Genomic DNA, 16,702 nt, shown 5'->3' on the forward strand with positions numbered 1-16,702 from the left:
TCCTTACCGCAACGTGAGCTGCCGGCCGATCAGGCCCTGCTTTGCGCGCCGGGCGTCCGCGTCGAGCGGGCCGGTCTCGGCGAGCGTGTCGGCGTACCGCTTGGCGAAATCGGCCAGCGGCGCCTCCCAGTCCGCGCCCTCGGGCTCGCCCGGGATGTCCCACACCGGCACCAGCAGGCCGTGCGCCCGGAACATGCCGGCGAACTTGGTCTGCTCACCGAGCAGCAGGTCACCCGAGGCGGACAGGCGGGCCAGCGTGTCGAGCGCGCGGTCCTCGGCGTCGGGCAGCACCCAGCGCACGTGACCCTTGTCGGGCGCCACCCGGCACCAGTACGCCGCCCGCGCCGCTGACAGCCGCACGGTCGGATAGATCGAGGCGTTCGCCCGTTCGAGGGACGCCTTCACGTTCGGGTCCTCGGCCTGCTCGGCGTCGAGCCAGTACTCGAAGCTGTCGTGCATGGTGATCTCGAGCGGGCCGTCGACGAGGATGTCCTGCAGGCGGGGACCCTGACCGGGCAGGGCCGGCACCGAGACCGTGTCGCCCGGCTGCGTCTGCAGGGCGCTCAGGATCGCCACCGAGAGGTCGCGCGAGACGTCACCCGACTGCACGTGACGCTGCAGGCCGATGAAGACCCGCCCGTCCTGCCGCGTCATCGCCGGCCAGGCCATGGGCAGCACCGTGGACAGGGTGATCGAACGGTCCCCGTACTCCTCGATGATCTCGGGCCGGAGGGTGAGCGGCGCCGAGGCGGCGGGCACCAGCTCGCGCAGCGCGATCCACTCCGGTTCGTCGGCCAGCCCTTCGAAGGGTCGGGCCACGAAGATGTCCCGCACCTTCTCGCGCTTGGGTGCGGACTGGCGTTGGTTTCGACGCTTGCTCACGGCGAGACAGCCTAGGCCAGGCACGCGCGAAAAGGACACTCCGCCCCGCGCTACGCCCGCGGCAGGCGGACCTCCGCCGTGGTGCCGCCGCCCTCACGGGGACGCAGCGAGACCCAGCCGTGCTGGCGTTCGACCAGACGGCGTACGAGGTAAAGCCCCAGCCCCGCCCCCGGATGGTGCCGCCGGTCGCCGCCCTCGGCCTGCCAGTAACGCTCGAACGCCCGCTCGACGTGCTCGGGGCGGATGCCCGCGCCCCGGTCGGAGAGGCGGAAACGCAACGTCTCCTCGTCGGCGCCCGCGCACAGCTCGACGGTCGAGCCCGGAGGCGAGTGCTTCTCGGCATTGGTGGCCAGCTCGGTCAGGATCGTCGCGATCGAATCCCTTTCCCCGTACGCCTTGGGCAGCTCGGCGGGCAGGTTGTCGAGCACGATCCGGCGGCGCAGGTCGGCCGGCAGTTCCTCGACGGCGCTGCGCAACGCCTCGGGCAGGTCGAACGGACCGGCGGGGGAGGCGCCGACGTCCCCGTCCTCGCTGGCCGCCGAGAGCAGCCGGTCGACCAGCCGGGCCAGCTCACCGGCGCGCGTGTTGATGATGCGTACCGCTTCCTGCCGGCCGATGTCGCCCAGCGTGTCCCAGTGGTTCGACAACGTGTCGGCGTACCCCTTGATCACCGTGACCGGGGTGCGCAGCTCATGGCTGGTCACCGCCACCCAGAGATCGCGGTTCTCCTGGCGGCGGGCCTGTTCGCTGCTGTGCACGGGCAGGCCGTCGCGGGCCGCGTAGAGCCGGCCGACGTAACCCGCCAGCAGTTCCAGGACGGCGTGATGCTCGGGGCCGGGTTCGTCGTCGCTCTCGCCGAAGTACACGTGCAGCGAGCCCACGATCGTGTCGCCGACCTCGCAACGTGCGCCCAGCATGCGCTTGACGTCGCCGCCCTCCACCTGCTTGGCGAACTCGTCGTTGAGCGAGCCGAGCGGGATGAGCAGTGTGCGGCCGTCGCGCAGGCGGGTGTCGGCGCGGTCGACCCGGCGGCCGATCGCGGGGGTGCACGCGCCGGTGGCGGCGACGATGCGGCCGTGGTCGGCCGCGTACTCCGCGAAGCCGGCTCCGCGGCCGCCCAGCGTCTCTTGGGCCAGGCGGACGATCTGCTGCAGCACGGGGAGTCCCGCCTCGCCGGCGTTGATCCGGTCGAGGACCGCGATCTGGCCACGCGTCAGCGCGGTGTAGTCGGGACGCTCCGGCATGACTGCGAGTCTGCCTCGCTTCTTGGCGACGGGATAGTGTCACACGTCACAAAGCATTGATCCGGTCGAGCACGAAGCGGGGCCGGTCGGTGATCACCCCGTCGACCCGGTGCTCTAGGACCATGTCGAGGTCCGCATCGTCGTTGACCGTCCACACGTACGCCTGATGCCCCGCGGCCCGGATCGCCGGCACCAACCCCGGCCGCGACCGTACGAGGCCCACCCCCGGCCCGGCGATCCGCGCGCCGAACGGCAGGCGGCCCCGGCCGATCCCGGGCGGCAAAATCTCGAGCAGGTAGACCGTGGGCACCCGCGGGGCCTGCGCCCGCACCCGTCGCAGGGCCAGCGCCGCGAACGACATCACGGTCACCTGGACGCGATCGTCCGGTTTCGGCTCGGCGAGGTCGTACCGGCGCAGCAGCTTCACCAGCCGGCGCTCGACCTCGGCTCCGTAGCGTGACGGGTGCTTGGTCTCGATGAGTAGCTTGACGTCGCGGCCGCTGTCACGCACCGCAGCCAGCAGCCGGTCGAGCGTCAGCAGGCGGGAGAACTCGGGCAGCGGCTCCTCGTCGACCGGGTAGCCCGGGTGCCAGGAGCCGAAGTCGAGCGAGTCGAGCTCGGCCAGCGTCTTGGCGCTGACCCGGCCGCGGCCGTTGCTGGTGCGGCCGAGCCGGCCGTCGTGCACGCAGACCAGATGGCCGTCCCGGGTGAGCCGGACGTCACATTCCAGCCCGTCCACGCCCTCGTCGAGAGCGCGCATGTACGCCGCGAGCGTGTGCTCGGGCAGAGCGTCGGCGCCTCCGCGGTGCGCGAAGACGAGCGGGCGGTAGTCACTCACAGAACTTGAGCTTGCTGCCCGTTCTCGCTGATGACCTCGCGGCCGGCGGACGCCCAGGACTGCATGCCGCCGTCCAGGTTGCGCACGTTGTCCCAGCCGTTGCCCATCAGATAGGAGACGACCTGGCCGGAGCGGCCGCCGGAACGACAGACGACCACCACCTCCCGGTCGGTCGGGACCTCGGCCATGAGGGCCGGGATCTCCATCATCGGCAGGTGGTGGGCGCCGGGAGCGTGCCCCGCCGTCCACTCGTCGGGCTCGCGCACGTCGAGCAGATAAGCGTCGTCGCCGACCTCGGCGGGGGTCACGCTGGGCACTTGTGGTCCGAACACGTCGACAAGCGTACGGGGGTCAGCTGCCGGATGTGCCCGCCGACCCCTTCTTGAGGTTGGCCGCCATCCAGGTGTCCATCTCGTCGGCCGCCACCGCCTTGAAGAGCGCGAGCGCCTTCTCCTTGTCGGAGACCACCACGGACTGGCCGTTGATGGTGTCGCTGCCCTTGTTGGGGCTGGTGATGAACGTCAGGTTGCTGCCACGGATGCCGCGCATCTCGGTTGCCATGTCGGTGAGCGAGAAGTCGTTGTCGACCGTGACGGCCGCGGTGACCGCCTTGAGGAACGCGTTGAGCTTGGCCGGGTTGGTGATCGTGCCGCTGCTCGCCGCCTTGTCCATGATCGCCTTCAGGAACTCCTGCTGGTGCTGCATGCGGGCGAAGTCGCCCCGGGCGAACTGCTTGCGCTGCCGCACCCAGTCGAGGGCCTGCGCGCCGTCCATGTGCATGGTGCCCTTCTTGAACACCCGGTACGGCTTGTGGATCGACGTGATGGTCTGCTCCACCTTGAGGTCGACGCCGCCGAGCGCGTCGGTGACCTCCTTGAAGCCGCCGAAGTCGATGGCCATGACGTGATCGATCTTCACGTCGGTCAGGCACTCGACGGTGTGCACGGCGCGGGGCAGCCCACCGAAGGCGAACGCGGCGTTGATCTTGGCGCGGCCGCCGTCGCCGCACGCGGCGTCGTTGCTGCGCGGCACGACCACCCACAGGTCCCGCGGGATCGAGATGAGCTGCGCGGACTTGTGGTCCTCGGGGATGTGCATGAGGATCAGCGTGTCGGCGCGCCACTTGCCGGCGCCGTCGTCCTTGGCGTCCGGGTCGCGCGAGTCGCTGCCGACCAGCAGGATGTTCTGCGCACCCTCGATCGGCTTGGCCGGGCGGTCCGCGCTGATGCCGTTGAAGGCGTCGGTGCGCTTGAGGTCCTTGTCGAGACCCGAGGCGTAGCCGTAGAGCGAGATGCCCGCGATCACCGCGATGATCAGGACCGCCAGGCCGGCCAGCAGGGCGATGCGCCCCCACTTCGGCTTGGGCCGGCGCCCGCGATACGAGGTGCCACGACCGGGGTCCCCCGGAGGGGTGCCACCGCCACCACCGCCGGCGGCGCCACGGGGCGGCCAGTTGTCGCGCTGAGGCGGCGACGCGTTTCCTCGATAGGCACTCGCTGGGCGCGCCGAGGCCCGGCCCGACGACGGGACAGAGGCTCGACCGGAACCGGAACTCCCGTAAGGGGACGTAGGCGCTGACATGAAACCAGATTACGTACCCCGCGCCCGAACGCCTTGCCATCGAACCGACACGGCACGAAGTCGGGAGAAGCCTCAGCAGCAACAACGCGGGGCCGGCAAGAGCCGGCCCCGCGCTGCGACTTAAGAGAGATTTAGTGCGCGCCGTGGCCGGTCAGCGACCGGACCTCGAGCTCGGCGTACTTCGCGGTGTCGTCCTCCTTCGAGATCACCGTGCCGATCCAGCCGCACAGGAAGCCGACCGGGATCGAGATGATGCCGGGGTTGGAGAGCGGGAAGAAGTGCCAGTCGCTGTCCGGGAACATGGCGGTCGCCGAGCCGGAGACAACCGGCGAGAAGAACACCAGGATCACGGCCGCGGCCAGACCGCCGTAGATCGACCACAGCGCGCCCGAGGTGTTGAACCGCTTCCAGAACAGGCTGTAGAGGATGGCCGGCAGGTTGGCCGAGGCCGCCACCGCGAACGCGAGCGCGACCAGGAAGGCCACGTTCAGGCTCTGGGCGAAGATCGACAGGGCGATCGCCACCGCGCCGATGACCAGGGCCGAGATGCGAGCGACCCGCACCTCGTCGCGTTCCGACGCCTCACCACGGCGGATCACGTTCGCATAGAAGTCGTGCGCCAGGCTCGACGACGACGCCAGCGTGAGACCGGCGACCACGGCCAGGATGGTGGCGAACGCGACCGCCGCGATCACGGCGAGCATCACCGCGCCACCGGTCTCGCCGCCCAGATAGTCGATACCGAGCGCCTGGGCCAGCTGCGGCGCGGCCGTGTTGCCCGCCTTGTCCTGCGCGGTGATGTTCCCGCTGCCCACCAGGGCCGCCGCGCCGAAGCCGAGGGCCAGGGTGAACAGGTAGAACGTGCCGATGATGCCGATTGCCCAGAGCACGCTCTTGCGAGCGATCTTGCTGGTCGGCACCGTGTAGAACCGGGTGAGGATGTGCGGCAGACCGGCCGTGCCGAGCACCAGCGCGATGCCCAGCGAGAGCAGGTCCATCTTGCTGTAGAAGGTGGCCGAGGCGCTGGCCGTCTCGACGCCGTAGCGCAGGCCCGGCTGGAGGAAGGCGTCACCCTTGCCGGACTGCTGAGCGGCGTCGCCGAGCAGGGCGGACAGGTTGAACTTGTAGTGCGCGAGCACCAGCAGCGTCATGATCAGGGCGCCGCTCATCAGCATGAACGCCTTGACGATCTGGACGTACGTGGTGCCCTTCATGCCACCGACGATGACGTAGATGATCATCAGGGCGCCGACCAGGATGATCGTGGCGACCTTGGCGGTGTCCGCGTCCATGCCCAGGAAGGTCGTGCCGGGCTTGATTCCCAGCAGCAGCGCCACCAGGGCGCCGGCGCCGACCATCTGCGCGATCAGATAGAAGATCGAGACGACGATGGTGGAGGCGCTGGCCGCCGTACGCACCGGGCGCTGACGCATCCGGAAGGCGAGCACGTCGGCCATCGTGAACCGGCCCGAGTTGCGCAGGTACTCGGCGACCAGCAGCAGCGCGACGAGCCAGGCGACGAGGAACCCGATGGAGTAGAGGAAGCCGTCGTAGCCGTACAGGGCGATCAGGCCGGCGATGCCGAGGAAGGACGCCGCCGACATGTAGTCACCGCCGATGGCCATGCCGTTCTGGAAGCCCGAGAACTGCCGGCCGCCAGCGTAGAAGTCGGTCGCTGTCTTGGTCTGGCGGCTGGCCCAGATCGTGATGGCCAGCGTGATGGCCACGAAGACCAGGAACAGCGTGATCGTGAGGCCGCGCGAGGTGGAGGTGGAAACCTCGGCGGCAAGGAAATGAGGTTCCATCAGTCCTCGCTCTTCTTCTCAGCGGGGGCCTCGGCGCTGTCGGCGGCCGTGATCTCGGCGTGGATCTTGTCGGCCAGCGGGTCGATCTTGCTGGCCGCGTAGCGGGAGTAGTACCAGGCGATCAGGAACGTCGTGGCGAACTGGAGAAGGCCGAAGATCAGGGCAACGTTGATGTTGCCGACGACCTTCGTGCTCATGAAGCCGCGGGCGTATGCGGAAAGCAGGACATAGAGGGCATACCAGAGGAAGAACGCGACCGTCATGGGGAAGACGAAGCTGCGTACGGCGTGACGCAGACGGCCGAATTCCTCAGAGTCCTGGACGGCCCGGTACCTCTCGGTGGAGGACGAGGGCACTTCGGTAGTCACCGGGGTTCACCACCTTCGAAGGTGAGGGCGGACTTTCCGGCAACCTATGAAGAACATCGGCCGCCCGAGACCGATCGGTCAGCTCGTGCGCCGAGTGGCGGTCTGACTGCGGTGAGCGGGGCGGCGGTCAATGCCCCAGCGTGTGATATCGACCTCGGTAATGGATCAGCGGGTCGGCCGCCGGACCCGCCTCGATCATCTCGATCACCGCTTCGACGAGCAACGCCCAGCCCAGAACCCGCGAGGACTCGAGCCGGCAGCCGGCCCAGGTCCGGGCGCCGGCAGGCACGGGGCCGTAGTCGGTGCCCGTCCAGCCGTCGCCGGCGAAAAGGCCGCCCGGCGCGGGCATCAGACCGGCGAACCGGTCGGCGAGCTGCCGGTCGGCCGGGGTCAGCGCGACCATGGCGAACCGGCCGCTGCGCTCGGCAGCGTCCCAGAAGTCACTCTCGTCGTCGATCAGCCCGAGGACCCGCCCGGGGTCACCGTCCGCGACGAGCGTCGACGACACCGTCAGCCCGGCCGGGCCGGCAGTGGTCCAGAGCGTGACCGGAGCCGCCAGCCGCCCCCGCAAACGCCGCACCGCGGACTTCTCGCCCTCAGGGGTGGCGAAAGGGTCGGTCGAGTGAATGGTCACGAGCACCATTCTCGCCGCAGCGGGGTCAGGAGGTCACAGCGGCCAGCAGTTCCGGCGAGCGCCGGTCGAGCCAGTCGCCGGCGATCCCCGAGCCGATCAGGTAAGCCGCCACGCCGAAACCCGCGCCGGTCGGCAGGCCGATCCACAGCCACACGTCACCCAGCAAGAAGGCCAGAATCTGCAGCGGCACGGTCGCGACCAGCGTGCCGACCATGACGGCGATCGTGAGCAGGCCCTTGGCCGTGCCGCCGCCCGACGTGACGGCGAACGGGCTGGTCGACTCGGGCAACGCGTACGCGGCCCGCACCGACATCGGCAGCACCAGCGCCAGCCCCGCGCCGTACGTGGCGACCAGCAGCCCCAGATCGCCGGCGATCCGCTCGGGCCGGCCCGACACCGCGCCCACCACCAGGGCGACCAGGAGCAACAGCGGCAGCACGAAGAGGGCATGGGCCGCCGCCCGGGAGTGGATCTCGACCCGGCCAGGGACCCCGGCGGTGAGGTCGCCCGCGTACGCGCTTCCCTCGTACCCGAACTGGTTGGCCAGCGCGAGCGCGGCGATCGCCCCGACGAGGACAGCCATCGGCCCGGCCGGCCCGCCGCTGACCGAGACCGAGATGGGCAGGAAGAACCCGGCAACCGTGAAGGTGATCAGCGCGGCCCGCCGCCGGGTCTCGCGCCACCAGTAACGGGTCTCGCGGGCGACGAGCGCGCCGAACCGGGTGCGGGGCAGCCGTCGGCCGAGCAGCAGGCCGGTCGGCGAGGCGATGTCCCCCGTACGGCCGGCACGTCCGCGGCTCTCCGCCCCGAGCATCGCGTTCTCCAGCGTCGCGTTCCACCAGGCGAGCAGCCCGGCGATGCTGCCGGCAACGATCAAGAACTTCAGCGGTACGGCCCAGATCCGTCCGTCGGCCACGTCGAGCCCGACAGAATAGGGGGCGGCCAGCGGAGTCCAGCCCAGCACGTCGGCGAGGACGGCGAACGCGTCCCAGTCGGCGCGCTGGGCTCCGGCGAGCAGCGCGAGCTGCAGCGGCCCGAGCAGCGCGGCGAGCACGGCGAGCAGCACCACGGCGAGGTCGCGTGCCCGCCGGGAGCGCAGACCGGTGGCGAACGCGCTGGTCACCGCGCGGCTCAGGGCGACACAGAGGAGCAGTCCGGCCAGGATGCCGGCCAGCTGGACCACGCCCGCGCCGGCCCCGCCCAGTTCGGACGCCGTGCTCACCATGCCGGCCGTGGCGGCCAGCGTGGACAGAGCGGGCAGACCGGTCAGGGCGGCCGCGAACAGGCCGACGATCAGGGTGCGGCGGCTCAGGGGGAACAGCGCGAAGCGGGCCGGGTCGAGCGATTCGTCGACCCCGAAGAAGACCAGCGGCACCAGCAGCCAGCCCGTGACCAGTGCCGACCCGCCCAGTTGGAGCAGCATCGCGGCGGCGCGCTCGTTACCGGCCACCCCCGGGATCGCGAAGATCGCGTATCCGGCGATCGCGAAGAACCCGGCCATCACCGCGCCCAGGACGAACAACACGATCCGGGCCGGGCGGCCGCGCATGCCGTTGACCATCAGCCGGAGCTTCAGCTTGACGAAGGGCCACGCCGAAGTGGGTGGGTTCAGAGCCACGCCAGCTCCGAGCCGGTGCTCACGCGGCCACCGACCACCTGCACGAAGACCTCTTCCAGCGACCTGTCCCCGCGTACGGCGCCGAGCGTGCCGTGCCGGCGCAGCACTCCGTCGGAGAGGATCGCCACGTGCGAGCAGAGCCGCTCGACCACCTCCATCACGTGACTCGAGAAGATCACCGTGCCGCCGCCGGCCACGTACCGCTGGAGGATGTCGCGGATGCGGGCGGCCGAAACCGGGTCGACCGCCTCGAACGGCTCGTCCAGCACGAGCAGCCGCGGCGCGTGCAGCAGCGCGCAGGCGAGCCCGATCTTCTTGCGCATGCCGGCCGAGTAGTCGACCACCAGGGTGCGGTTGCCGGTGCCCAGCTCGAGCACGTCGAGCAGCTCACGGGCCCGCTGGTCGACGGTCGCCGCGTCCATGCCGCGCAGCAGGCCGTGATAGGCCAGCAATTCCGGACCGGTGAGGCGATCGAAGAGGCGTACGCCGTCGGGAAGCACCCCGAGGCGGGCCTTGGCCGCGGCGGGATCGGCCCACACATCCGCTCCGAGCAGGACGGCCTGACCGGCATCGGGCCGCAGCAAGCCGACTGCCATCGAGAGCGTGGTCGTCTTGCCCGCGCCGTTGGGCCCGAGCAGACCGTAGAACGAGCCGGCGGGCACCTCGAGACTGACGTCGGACACCGCTAGCTTGGTGTCGAACCGCTTGACCAGACCGCGTAGCGACATCGCCGACGTCTGGTCCCCCGCGCGTGGAGCCGGCACCGTCATGGTCTGCAACCTATCGGCTGCCCGCCGCCCTGAACAGCACAATCAAACCCGCAGGGACTCCGGGGAATGCAGCCGCAGCATGGTCGCGCCGACGTCGTGCGGGACCCGCCGGCTGGTCAGCAGCGAACCGCCGATCATGACCAGGAAGGCGAGCGGGACGGTCCACGCGGCGGGCTGGCCCACGGCGTCGGCGAACCAGCCGTCCAGCGGCGGTCCGAGCACGGTGATCAGGACGGCTGCCATCGAGGCGCCGCCGCCGGCCAGCACCCCGGCCACCGCGCCGACGTCGGTCAGCCGCCGCCACCAGATGCCGAGCACCAGCAGCGGGCAGAAGCTCGAGGCGGCCACCGCGAAAGCCAGGCCGACCACGCGTGAGACGTCCATGTTGGAGACGTACAGCGACAGCAGCACCGGAACCGAGGCGGCCAGCACCGTGGCCACGCGGAAGTCGCGGATCGAGCCGCCCCGCCCGGCCCGCAGCACGTCGGTGAAGACGACGCCGGCCACGCTGGTCAGCAGGCCCGACGAGGTGGAGAGGAACGCGGCCAGCGCGCCGGCGGTGACCAGGGCGCCGAGCAGCTTGCCGAGGTGGCCGCCGCCGAGCGCGGCCTCGGGCAGCAGCAGCACGACGGCGTCGGTGCGGCCGGTCATCAGCAGCTGCGGGGTATAGATGCGCCCGAGAACCCCGTACAGGGTCGGAAGTAGATAAAAGGTGCCGACCAGGCCGAGCACCACCAACGTGGTGCGGCGGGCCGAGGCGCCGTCGGGGTTGGTGTAGAAGCGGACCAGCACGTGCGGCAGGCCCATCGTGCCCAGGAACGTGGCCAGGATCAGCGAATACGTGGCGAACAGGCTGCTGTCACCGCCGGGGCGCAGCCAGTCGGGGCCGAAATTGGCGTCCACTGTGCTCACCTCGGGCACCGGGGCGCCGGCGTCGTAACTCAGCTGCTGCCCCTTCTCGAGAGGCACGCCGTCGACCAGCGCGTCCTGCTCGAGCACGACCGTGGTGGCCACGGGGAAGGTGGCCCCGGGTTCGGGCGTCACCGCCGGACGGCCGTCGGACTGCCACTGCAGCGCCAGGAAAATCACCGGGACGGCGAGCGCGGTCAGCTTGAGCCAGTACTGGAAGGCCTGCACGAACGTGATCGCGCGCATTCCGCCGAGGGCCACGTTGGCGGTCACCACCACGCCGACGAGGAGGGCGCCCCACGCGTACGAGCCGCCGGCGACCGTGGTGAACGTCAACCCCGCGCCCTGCAGCTGGGGCACCAGGTAGAGACAGCCGATGAACAGCACGAACACGCTGGCCAGGCGGCGCAGCAGGGGCGAGCCGAGGCGTACCTCGCAGAAATCGGGCAGCGTGAAGGCGCCCGACCGGCGCAGCGGCGCCGCCACGAACAGCAGCAACGCCAGGTAACCGGCCGCGAAACCCACCGGGTACCAGAGCACGTCGACGCCGTACCGCAGGATCAGACCGGCGACCCCCAGGAACGAGGCCGCCGAGAGGTATTCGCCGCTGATCGCCGCGGCGTTCCAGGACGGGCTCACCGAGCGCGACGCGACCAGGAAGTCGGACGTGGTGCGGGCGAACCGCAGACCGTACACGCCGATACCCACGGTCACCAGCACCACGGCGATCAGACCCGGGACGAGGTACGGGTTCATCACGGCTCCGGGCGGCGGATCAGCGCGGCGAAGTCGTTCTCGTTGCGTTCGGCCCAGCGCACATAGGCCCAGCCGACACCGATCAGGAACGGGAACGACAACAGGCCGAGCAGCAACCAGGGCAGATACACGCCGAAAACCTTGACCCCGCCCACGCCCGGAGCGACCGCGAACAGCAGCGGCAGGGCGCCCAGACCGGTCACCACCACCAGAGCGAGACGCAGAGCGAGCGCCAACTGGGCCCGCATCAAGCCCCTGACCAGCGCCTCACCGACGGGTGTCTGCTCCGCCAGGTCGGTGCCGGGCCGGTCGGCGGGGCGCCTGCGGGCGGCCGCCTCGCCAAGAACCACACGCGTACGCCGGGGGAGAGCCGGCTCGTCCCCCGGGCCCGGCGTGCTCTGATCGTCGGCGGCCATGCCCGGAGTCTGGCCGCCGACGATCAGATGTCAAGGGGTGCAGTCGACCCGGGGGTTGCCGTGGGTCGCGATCAGGACCCGGGCCCGGGCCTCCCCGAGGTTCCAGTCACGCCAGTCGTCCGTCGTCGCCATCGCACCGGTGTTGAGCCGGCCGAGCACGCAGAGGAGCTGATCGTTGGTCAGCCGGTCGCTCTCGGTGAGCGCCGGGACGGCGTCGGGCGAGAGGTCGCCGAGGTAACCGAGGTCGATCGGGCGGTCGCCGTGCGGCTGCAGGTTGCGCTCGGCGATCATGCCGTCGGGGTTGGCCACGGCCAGGCCGATCAGGGCGGCGACACCGGCCGCGACGGCCACCCGGGGCAGCCACGGCGCCCGGATCCGGCGGCCCGCGATCAGGACCAGCAGCAGCACGAACACGAACCACAACTCGCAGCAGAAAACCAGCACGCGCAGCCGGGTCAGGCCGTACTCGGCGGTGTAGAGCACGATGCGGTGGATCGCGGTCGCGGCGATCACCAGGGTGAGGACGGTCAGCGCGCCGAGGATGACACGGATGAGCAGACGGTCGGTGGCCTGAGCCCGCGGCGCCCAGCGGGCCGCCGCCGCCAGCACGATCAAGGTCAGGCCGACGACCCAGCTGAGCTGCCAGAACCCGCTGCGGGCCTCGTCGGCGTACTCCTGCACGCCGAGGTCGCCACGCAGCAGGCTGACGGCCTGAACGGCGACGAACAGGCCGAAAAGGACGGTCAGCAGGCTGAGCGGGACGGCCCACTCCCAGCGGTGCACCTTGCGGCCCTCGGTGCGGTCGAGCCGGGAGACGTCGGGCGGGGCGACCCGCAGGTAAGCGGCGCCGCCGATGCCCAGGGCCGCGAAACCGCCGAGGAAGATCCAGCGGAAGACGGTGTCGACGCCGAGATCGGGGACAAGACGTTCCAGCGCGTCCGCGAAGGTGCTGTCGGCCGAGGCGAGCAGGGCGCCGAACGCGAGAAGCAGGAACACCGAGACGGCGGCGGTGGCGACGACGCGTACGCGGGTGGTGTTTCCGGAGTCGGGGCGGGACAGGCCGCGAGCCAGCCACGGCAGAGCCCGGAGCGGGGCCAGCAGCGGCATCAGGTAGGCGACGGAGATGCTGCGCATCGAGCGGCCGTCCACCAGCGTCAGGGCCGTGGTCAGGGTGGCGACCACCACGCAGAGGGCGAACAGCCAGCCTGCCGAGCGGAACGTGCCGACGGCGATCAGGGCGATCGTGGCCGCGGCCCAGCCGAACTGCTCGGCTCGCGGCCACGGTATAGGCCGCATGACCAGGGGCGGCGGGCCGGTAGTGATCTTGGCGACGCCGGCTACGGAGACGGCGGCTGTCGCGGCGATCGCGGTGATCAGCCAGCCTATGCCGGGGCTGTCCAGGGGAAGGCTGAGAGCGGCGACGGCGGCGGCCCCCGCGACCGCCGCAATCGTGATCATCGAGGCTGGGCGGCCGGGGCCGGACCAGTACTTGCCCCAGGGAGCCATCGACTGCCAGGGGCCGTGGAGTTGAGGGGCCGGCGGAATCGGGGCTGCCAGGCCCATTCGGCTCTGTGTTCCCGCCGTGGGGCTCTGGGTTGTGGCCGTCTTGCTCTGGGTCGTGACCGTCTTGCTCTGGGCCGTTGTCGTCTGGTTCCGCTCCGCCGGCGCTTGGTCTGCCGTTGTGCGTGCTTGGTGCTCCGTCGAGGGCTTGCGCTCCGGGGGCGTCGGTGGCTGTTTTTGGGCAGGGGGCATCGACACGACGTACCTCAATTCCGATTTTTCGGCTTATTTGCCGGTGAGTGGGAGCTCGACGTTGATCTGACAGCCCGGCCGTTCCGGGTCGACCGCCGCGATCGTGCCGTGATGCAGCTGCACCACCCAGCGGGCGTTCGCCAGCCCCAGACCGGTGCCGCCCCCACCCGGCCGCTCACCCCGGGTGAACCGCTCGAAAACCCGGTCCCGCTCCTCCGGCGGGATGCCCTCGCCCTCGTCGGCCACGGCGATCAGCACGCGATCGTCGTGACGCTCGGCGCGCACCTGCACCGTGCCGCCGGGCGGGCTGTGCCGGGCCGCGTTGTCGAGCAGATTGGCGAAAACCTGGTGCAACCGTTCCCGATCACCCGGCACGACGATCGCGGGCGACGCGACCTTGAAGCGGACGTCGCGTCCCGAGCCGGCCGCGTTCACCTCGGCCTCCCGTACGACACCGTCCAGGAAGGACGCCACGTCGATCGGCTGCCGTTTGAGCGGCGCCACCCCCGCGTCGATGCGGGACAGGTCGAGCAACTCGGTGACCAGGCGGCCCAGGCGCTCGGTCTGGGCCAGCGCGGTCTGCATCATCTCGGGTTCGGCCCGCGCCACCCCGTCGACGATGTTCTCGAGCAGCCCCTGCAGGGCGGTGATGGGCGTACGCAACTCGTGCGAGACGTTCGCGATCAGCTCGCGTCGCTGCCGGTCGGCCGCGGCCAGGTCGGCGGCCATGTGGTTGAACGCGGCGGCCAGCTCGCCCACCTCGTCGGCCGAGGTCGCACGCACCCGCCGGTCGTAGTCGCCCTGCGCCATCGCCCGGGCCGCCGTGGTCATCTCGCGCAGCGGCGAGGTCATGCCGCGGGCCAGGAACTGCACGATCGTGACGCCGATGATGGTCGCGGTCACGCCCGTCCAGATCGGGAACCAGCCCAGCCACAGGTAGAACCAGATGAGACCACTGAGCCCGCCCGCGAGCAGCACCATGATGATCTTCATCTTGATCGACCGGACCGGGTCGAGCGGCCGCGGCAACCAGCTGAGCGCCCGGGTCACCCGCCGGCGCCAGGCCATCGGCGCGGCGGGCGCATACCGTACGGCGTCATCGTCTTTCACCGCTCGACCTCGAGCGCGTAGCCAACCCCGTGCACCGTACGGATGAGGTCCGACCCGAGCTTGCGGCGCAGCCCCTTGATGTGGCTGTCGACGGTGCGGGTCCCCGACGCGTCGGCCCAGCCCCAGACGTCGGCCAGCAGGCGTTCGCGGGGAAGCACCGTACGGGGGTGAGCTGCCAGATGCACGAGCAGGTCGAACTCGGTCGGCGTCAGGTGGGCCTCGACCCCCGCCCGCGAAACCCGCCGCTCCGACTGGTTGATCTCCAGGTCGCCGAACCGCAGGATCTTCGCGTCCTCGGCCGGGGCGAGCCCCTTCTGTGCCCGGCGGAGCAAAGCGTGTACCCGGGCCGCCAACTCCCGCATCGAGAACGGCTTGACCATGTAGTCGTCGGCGCCCACGGCGAGGCCGACCAGCAGATCGGTCTCGTCGTCGCGGGCGGTCAGCATGAGGATCGGAACCGGGCGCTCGGCCTGCAGGCGGCGGCAGACCTCAAGACCGTCGAAGCCGGGCAGCATGACGTCAAGGACAACCACGTCGGGCGGCGTTCGCCGGGCCGCCTCCACCGCGCTCGGACCGTCCCCGGCGACCTCGACCACGAAGCCCTCGGCCCGCAGCCGCGCCGCGACCGCCTCCGCGATGGTCCGCTCGTCCTCGACGACCAGAACGCGCCGTTCAGTCTCCACGCCCGCATCCCCTCCGACCCGGTGGCCGGCGGGCCCCCGTGACCCACCGACCGTACGGCCGTGAGCCTATTGACCACCCGTGCAGCCCCGGCGGTGACTTTGTGAACAACCTGTGGAGATCAGCAACCCGGGTCAAGAGCTGTCGTTCTCCTGGTCGCCGGCCCACAGCAACTCCACCCGACCGTCGCGGTGCACCACCCAGATGCCTCCCCGTTCGGTATCCGCACAAATCCGATGGATAGCCGGCATCGCCGCGAGAAACGCTCCCGCCATCTCGGCGAATCCCAAGTTGGCGTTCGACAACGCAAACAGTGGGACGCGGTGCTCCGCTACGGCCTCTCGTTCTACCGTGACATGACGGATGCGCTTGTCCTTCGTCAAAGCCGCCCAGTTCCGGGAACCCGCGTGAGCAATCCAGGAGTCGTCGTCGACCTGCTGGGAGATCTGCTCGCCGAAGACTTCGGCCAGGGTATGAATCCTCTCGCCGACATCGCGCAGGGCCGTGACCACGCGCCGGCCGATGCTTCGATCGGCCAGGAACTCACGCCGCACGCCTGGCCATGACGCGAAGGACGACCTCAACCTCGGCGGTTGTGAGCCCGTATTCGTCGGCGATGTCGTCAACCGACTCGCCACCGCCGTAGAAGAGGTCGGCTATTGCCTCGACCGGCACCTTGTTGCCGGCGAAGACGGGCTTTCCGAATCCGAACCGCGGGTCGATGATGACCTTCGCGCCCTCGTAAGGCCTCAACGTCAAGCGATCGGCGAAGCCGTCGTCCGCGTACGAGACGAACTTGATGACGGCCTCGACAACCTGGCGGAAGGTTTGCTGACCGTCGCGCGCTCGGACCCACTCGGGCGCCACGTCCGACGCCGCGTTGTACAGCAATTCGCCGCCGTCTGTCGCAATGGTGTTGCGGGCCAGCACGTACTCCTCACCGGTGATGCGGCGAAGGCGCTCCACTCCGGCACGGATGTGCGGCATGGACAGGCCGGTGTTTCGCAACTCGCGCAGGATCTGCGCCTCGGCCAGCGCGATGAAGGGCAGACGCGGGCCATGTGGCGTGGCAGGGGCGACGGAGTGCATGACGGGCGGATGGCCGCCGCCGGCGATCCACTGTTTGATGGTGTTGGCCGGGATGCCGAGATGAACCCCGGCTGCCTGTGCAGTGAAGACTGGCGCGGTGAAGCGTCGGTCGCGCTGTTCTCGCTTCGCCATGAGTGCACGGTAGCGGGTTTGGGTTGGTGCGCGGCGTGCTGTGTATAACCCGAACGGCCTGTGGATAACTCTGTGGAAAAGGCTGTGGGGCTGTGGACAACCGTGTGGACGGGGGTG

The 16,702-nt window shown here is 70.3% G+C and carries 17 protein-coding genes; all 17 read right to left on the reverse strand.

What is annotated here, in order from left to right:
• Positions 1 to 3: 3 nt before the first annotated feature.
• On the reverse strand, positions 4 to 882 hold the full coding sequence (locus C8E87_RS16335; protein WP_133873895.1) for a DUF5926 family protein: 879 nt from the start codon (positions 880 to 882) through the stop codon (positions 4 to 6).
• A gap of 50 nt (positions 883 to 932) precedes the next feature.
• Positions 933 to 2,126: a sensor histidine kinase gene (locus tag C8E87_RS16340; protein ID WP_133873896.1), complete on the reverse strand. Its 1,194-nt coding sequence runs from the start codon at positions 2,124 to 2,126 to the stop codon at positions 933 to 935.
• A gap of 46 nt (positions 2,127 to 2,172) precedes the next feature.
• On the reverse strand, positions 2,173 to 2,964 hold the full coding sequence (locus tag C8E87_RS16345; protein WP_133873897.1) for a glycerophosphodiester phosphodiesterase: 792 nt from the start codon (positions 2,962 to 2,964) through the stop codon (positions 2,173 to 2,175).
• The gene (locus C8E87_RS16350; RefSeq protein ID WP_133873898.1) at positions 2,961 to 3,296 is read right to left on the reverse strand and encodes a rhodanese-like domain-containing protein; all 336 of its coding nucleotides are present in this window, start codon (positions 3,294 to 3,296) and stop codon (positions 2,961 to 2,963) included. The genes C8E87_RS16345 and C8E87_RS16350 overlap by 4 nt, the downstream gene beginning before the upstream one ends.
• A gap of 19 nt (positions 3,297 to 3,315) precedes the next feature.
• Positions 3,316 to 4,545 (reverse strand): LCP family protein, encoded by a 1,230-nt coding sequence (locus tag C8E87_RS16355; protein ID WP_133873899.1) that lies wholly within the window; start codon positions 4,543 to 4,545, stop codon positions 3,316 to 3,318.
• 131 nt (positions 4,546 to 4,676) lie between these two features.
• Positions 4,677 to 6,350, reverse strand: coding sequence for a monocarboxylic acid transporter (locus C8E87_RS16360; RefSeq protein WP_133873900.1), 1,674 nt, complete (start codon positions 6,348 to 6,350; stop codon positions 4,677 to 4,679).
• The gene (locus tag C8E87_RS16365) at positions 6,350 to 6,718 is read right to left on the reverse strand and encodes a DUF485 domain-containing protein (protein ID WP_133873901.1); all 369 of its coding nucleotides are present in this window, start codon (positions 6,716 to 6,718) and stop codon (positions 6,350 to 6,352) included. The genes C8E87_RS16360 and C8E87_RS16365 overlap by 1 nt, the downstream gene beginning before the upstream one ends.
• Positions 6,719 to 6,845: 127 nt before the next feature.
• The gene (locus tag C8E87_RS16370) at positions 6,846 to 7,361 is read right to left on the reverse strand and encodes a flavin reductase family protein (RefSeq protein ID WP_133873902.1); all 516 of its coding nucleotides are present in this window, start codon (positions 7,359 to 7,361) and stop codon (positions 6,846 to 6,848) included.
• Positions 7,362 to 7,377: 16 nt separating this feature from the next.
• A complete protein-coding gene (locus C8E87_RS16375) occupies positions 7,378 to 8,913 on the reverse strand; it encodes an ABC transporter permease (protein WP_239080239.1) in 1,536 nt (511 codons plus the stop codon).
• 47 nt (positions 8,914 to 8,960) lie between these two features.
• Positions 8,961 to 9,740 carry an ABC transporter ATP-binding protein gene (locus C8E87_RS16380; RefSeq protein ID WP_133873904.1) on the reverse strand — a complete coding sequence of 260 codons (780 nt, stop codon included), beginning with the start codon at positions 9,738 to 9,740 and terminating at the stop codon, positions 8,961 to 8,963.
• A gap of 42 nt (positions 9,741 to 9,782) precedes the next feature.
• Complete coding sequence (locus C8E87_RS16385) at positions 9,783 to 11,405, reverse strand: sodium/solute symporter (RefSeq protein WP_438866068.1); 1,623 nt, start codon at positions 11,403 to 11,405, stop codon at positions 9,783 to 9,785.
• Positions 11,405 to 11,821, reverse strand: a complete 417-nt coding sequence (locus tag C8E87_RS16390; RefSeq protein ID WP_133873906.1) for a DUF485 domain-containing protein — start codon at positions 11,819 to 11,821, stop codon at positions 11,405 to 11,407. Before C8E87_RS16390 ends, C8E87_RS16385 begins: the two co-directional genes overlap by 1 nt.
• Positions 11,822 to 11,851: 30 nt before the next feature.
• Positions 11,852 to 13,279 (reverse strand): DUF4153 domain-containing protein, encoded by a 1,428-nt coding sequence (locus C8E87_RS16395; protein WP_239080223.1) that lies wholly within the window; start codon positions 13,277 to 13,279, stop codon positions 11,852 to 11,854.
• A gap of 327 nt (positions 13,280 to 13,606) precedes the next feature.
• Positions 13,607 to 14,641 carry a HAMP domain-containing sensor histidine kinase gene (locus tag C8E87_RS16400; RefSeq protein ID WP_133876866.1) on the reverse strand — a complete coding sequence of 345 codons (1,035 nt, stop codon included), beginning with the start codon at positions 14,639 to 14,641 and terminating at the stop codon, positions 13,607 to 13,609.
• A 38-nt stretch (positions 14,642 to 14,679) separates the two neighbouring features.
• On the reverse strand, positions 14,680 to 15,366 hold the full coding sequence (locus C8E87_RS16405) for a response regulator transcription factor (RefSeq protein WP_133873908.1): 687 nt from the start codon (positions 15,364 to 15,366) through the stop codon (positions 14,680 to 14,682).
• Positions 15,367 to 15,498: 132 nt separating this feature from the next.
• The gene (locus C8E87_RS16410) at positions 15,499 to 15,918 is read right to left on the reverse strand and encodes a PIN-like domain-containing protein (RefSeq protein WP_133873909.1); all 420 of its coding nucleotides are present in this window, start codon (positions 15,916 to 15,918) and stop codon (positions 15,499 to 15,501) included.
• On the reverse strand, positions 15,908 to 16,585 hold the full coding sequence (locus C8E87_RS16415) for a DUF433 domain-containing protein (protein WP_133873910.1): 678 nt from the start codon (positions 16,583 to 16,585) through the stop codon (positions 15,908 to 15,910). The genes C8E87_RS16410 and C8E87_RS16415 overlap by 11 nt, the downstream gene beginning before the upstream one ends.
• Between the last annotated feature and the right edge of the window lie 117 nt (positions 16,586 to 16,702).

Origin of the sequence: Paractinoplanes brasiliensis (genome assembly GCF_004362215.1) — a bacterium.
GTDB classification, from domain to species: domain Bacteria; phylum Actinomycetota; class Actinomycetes; order Mycobacteriales; family Micromonosporaceae; genus Actinoplanes; species Actinoplanes brasiliensis.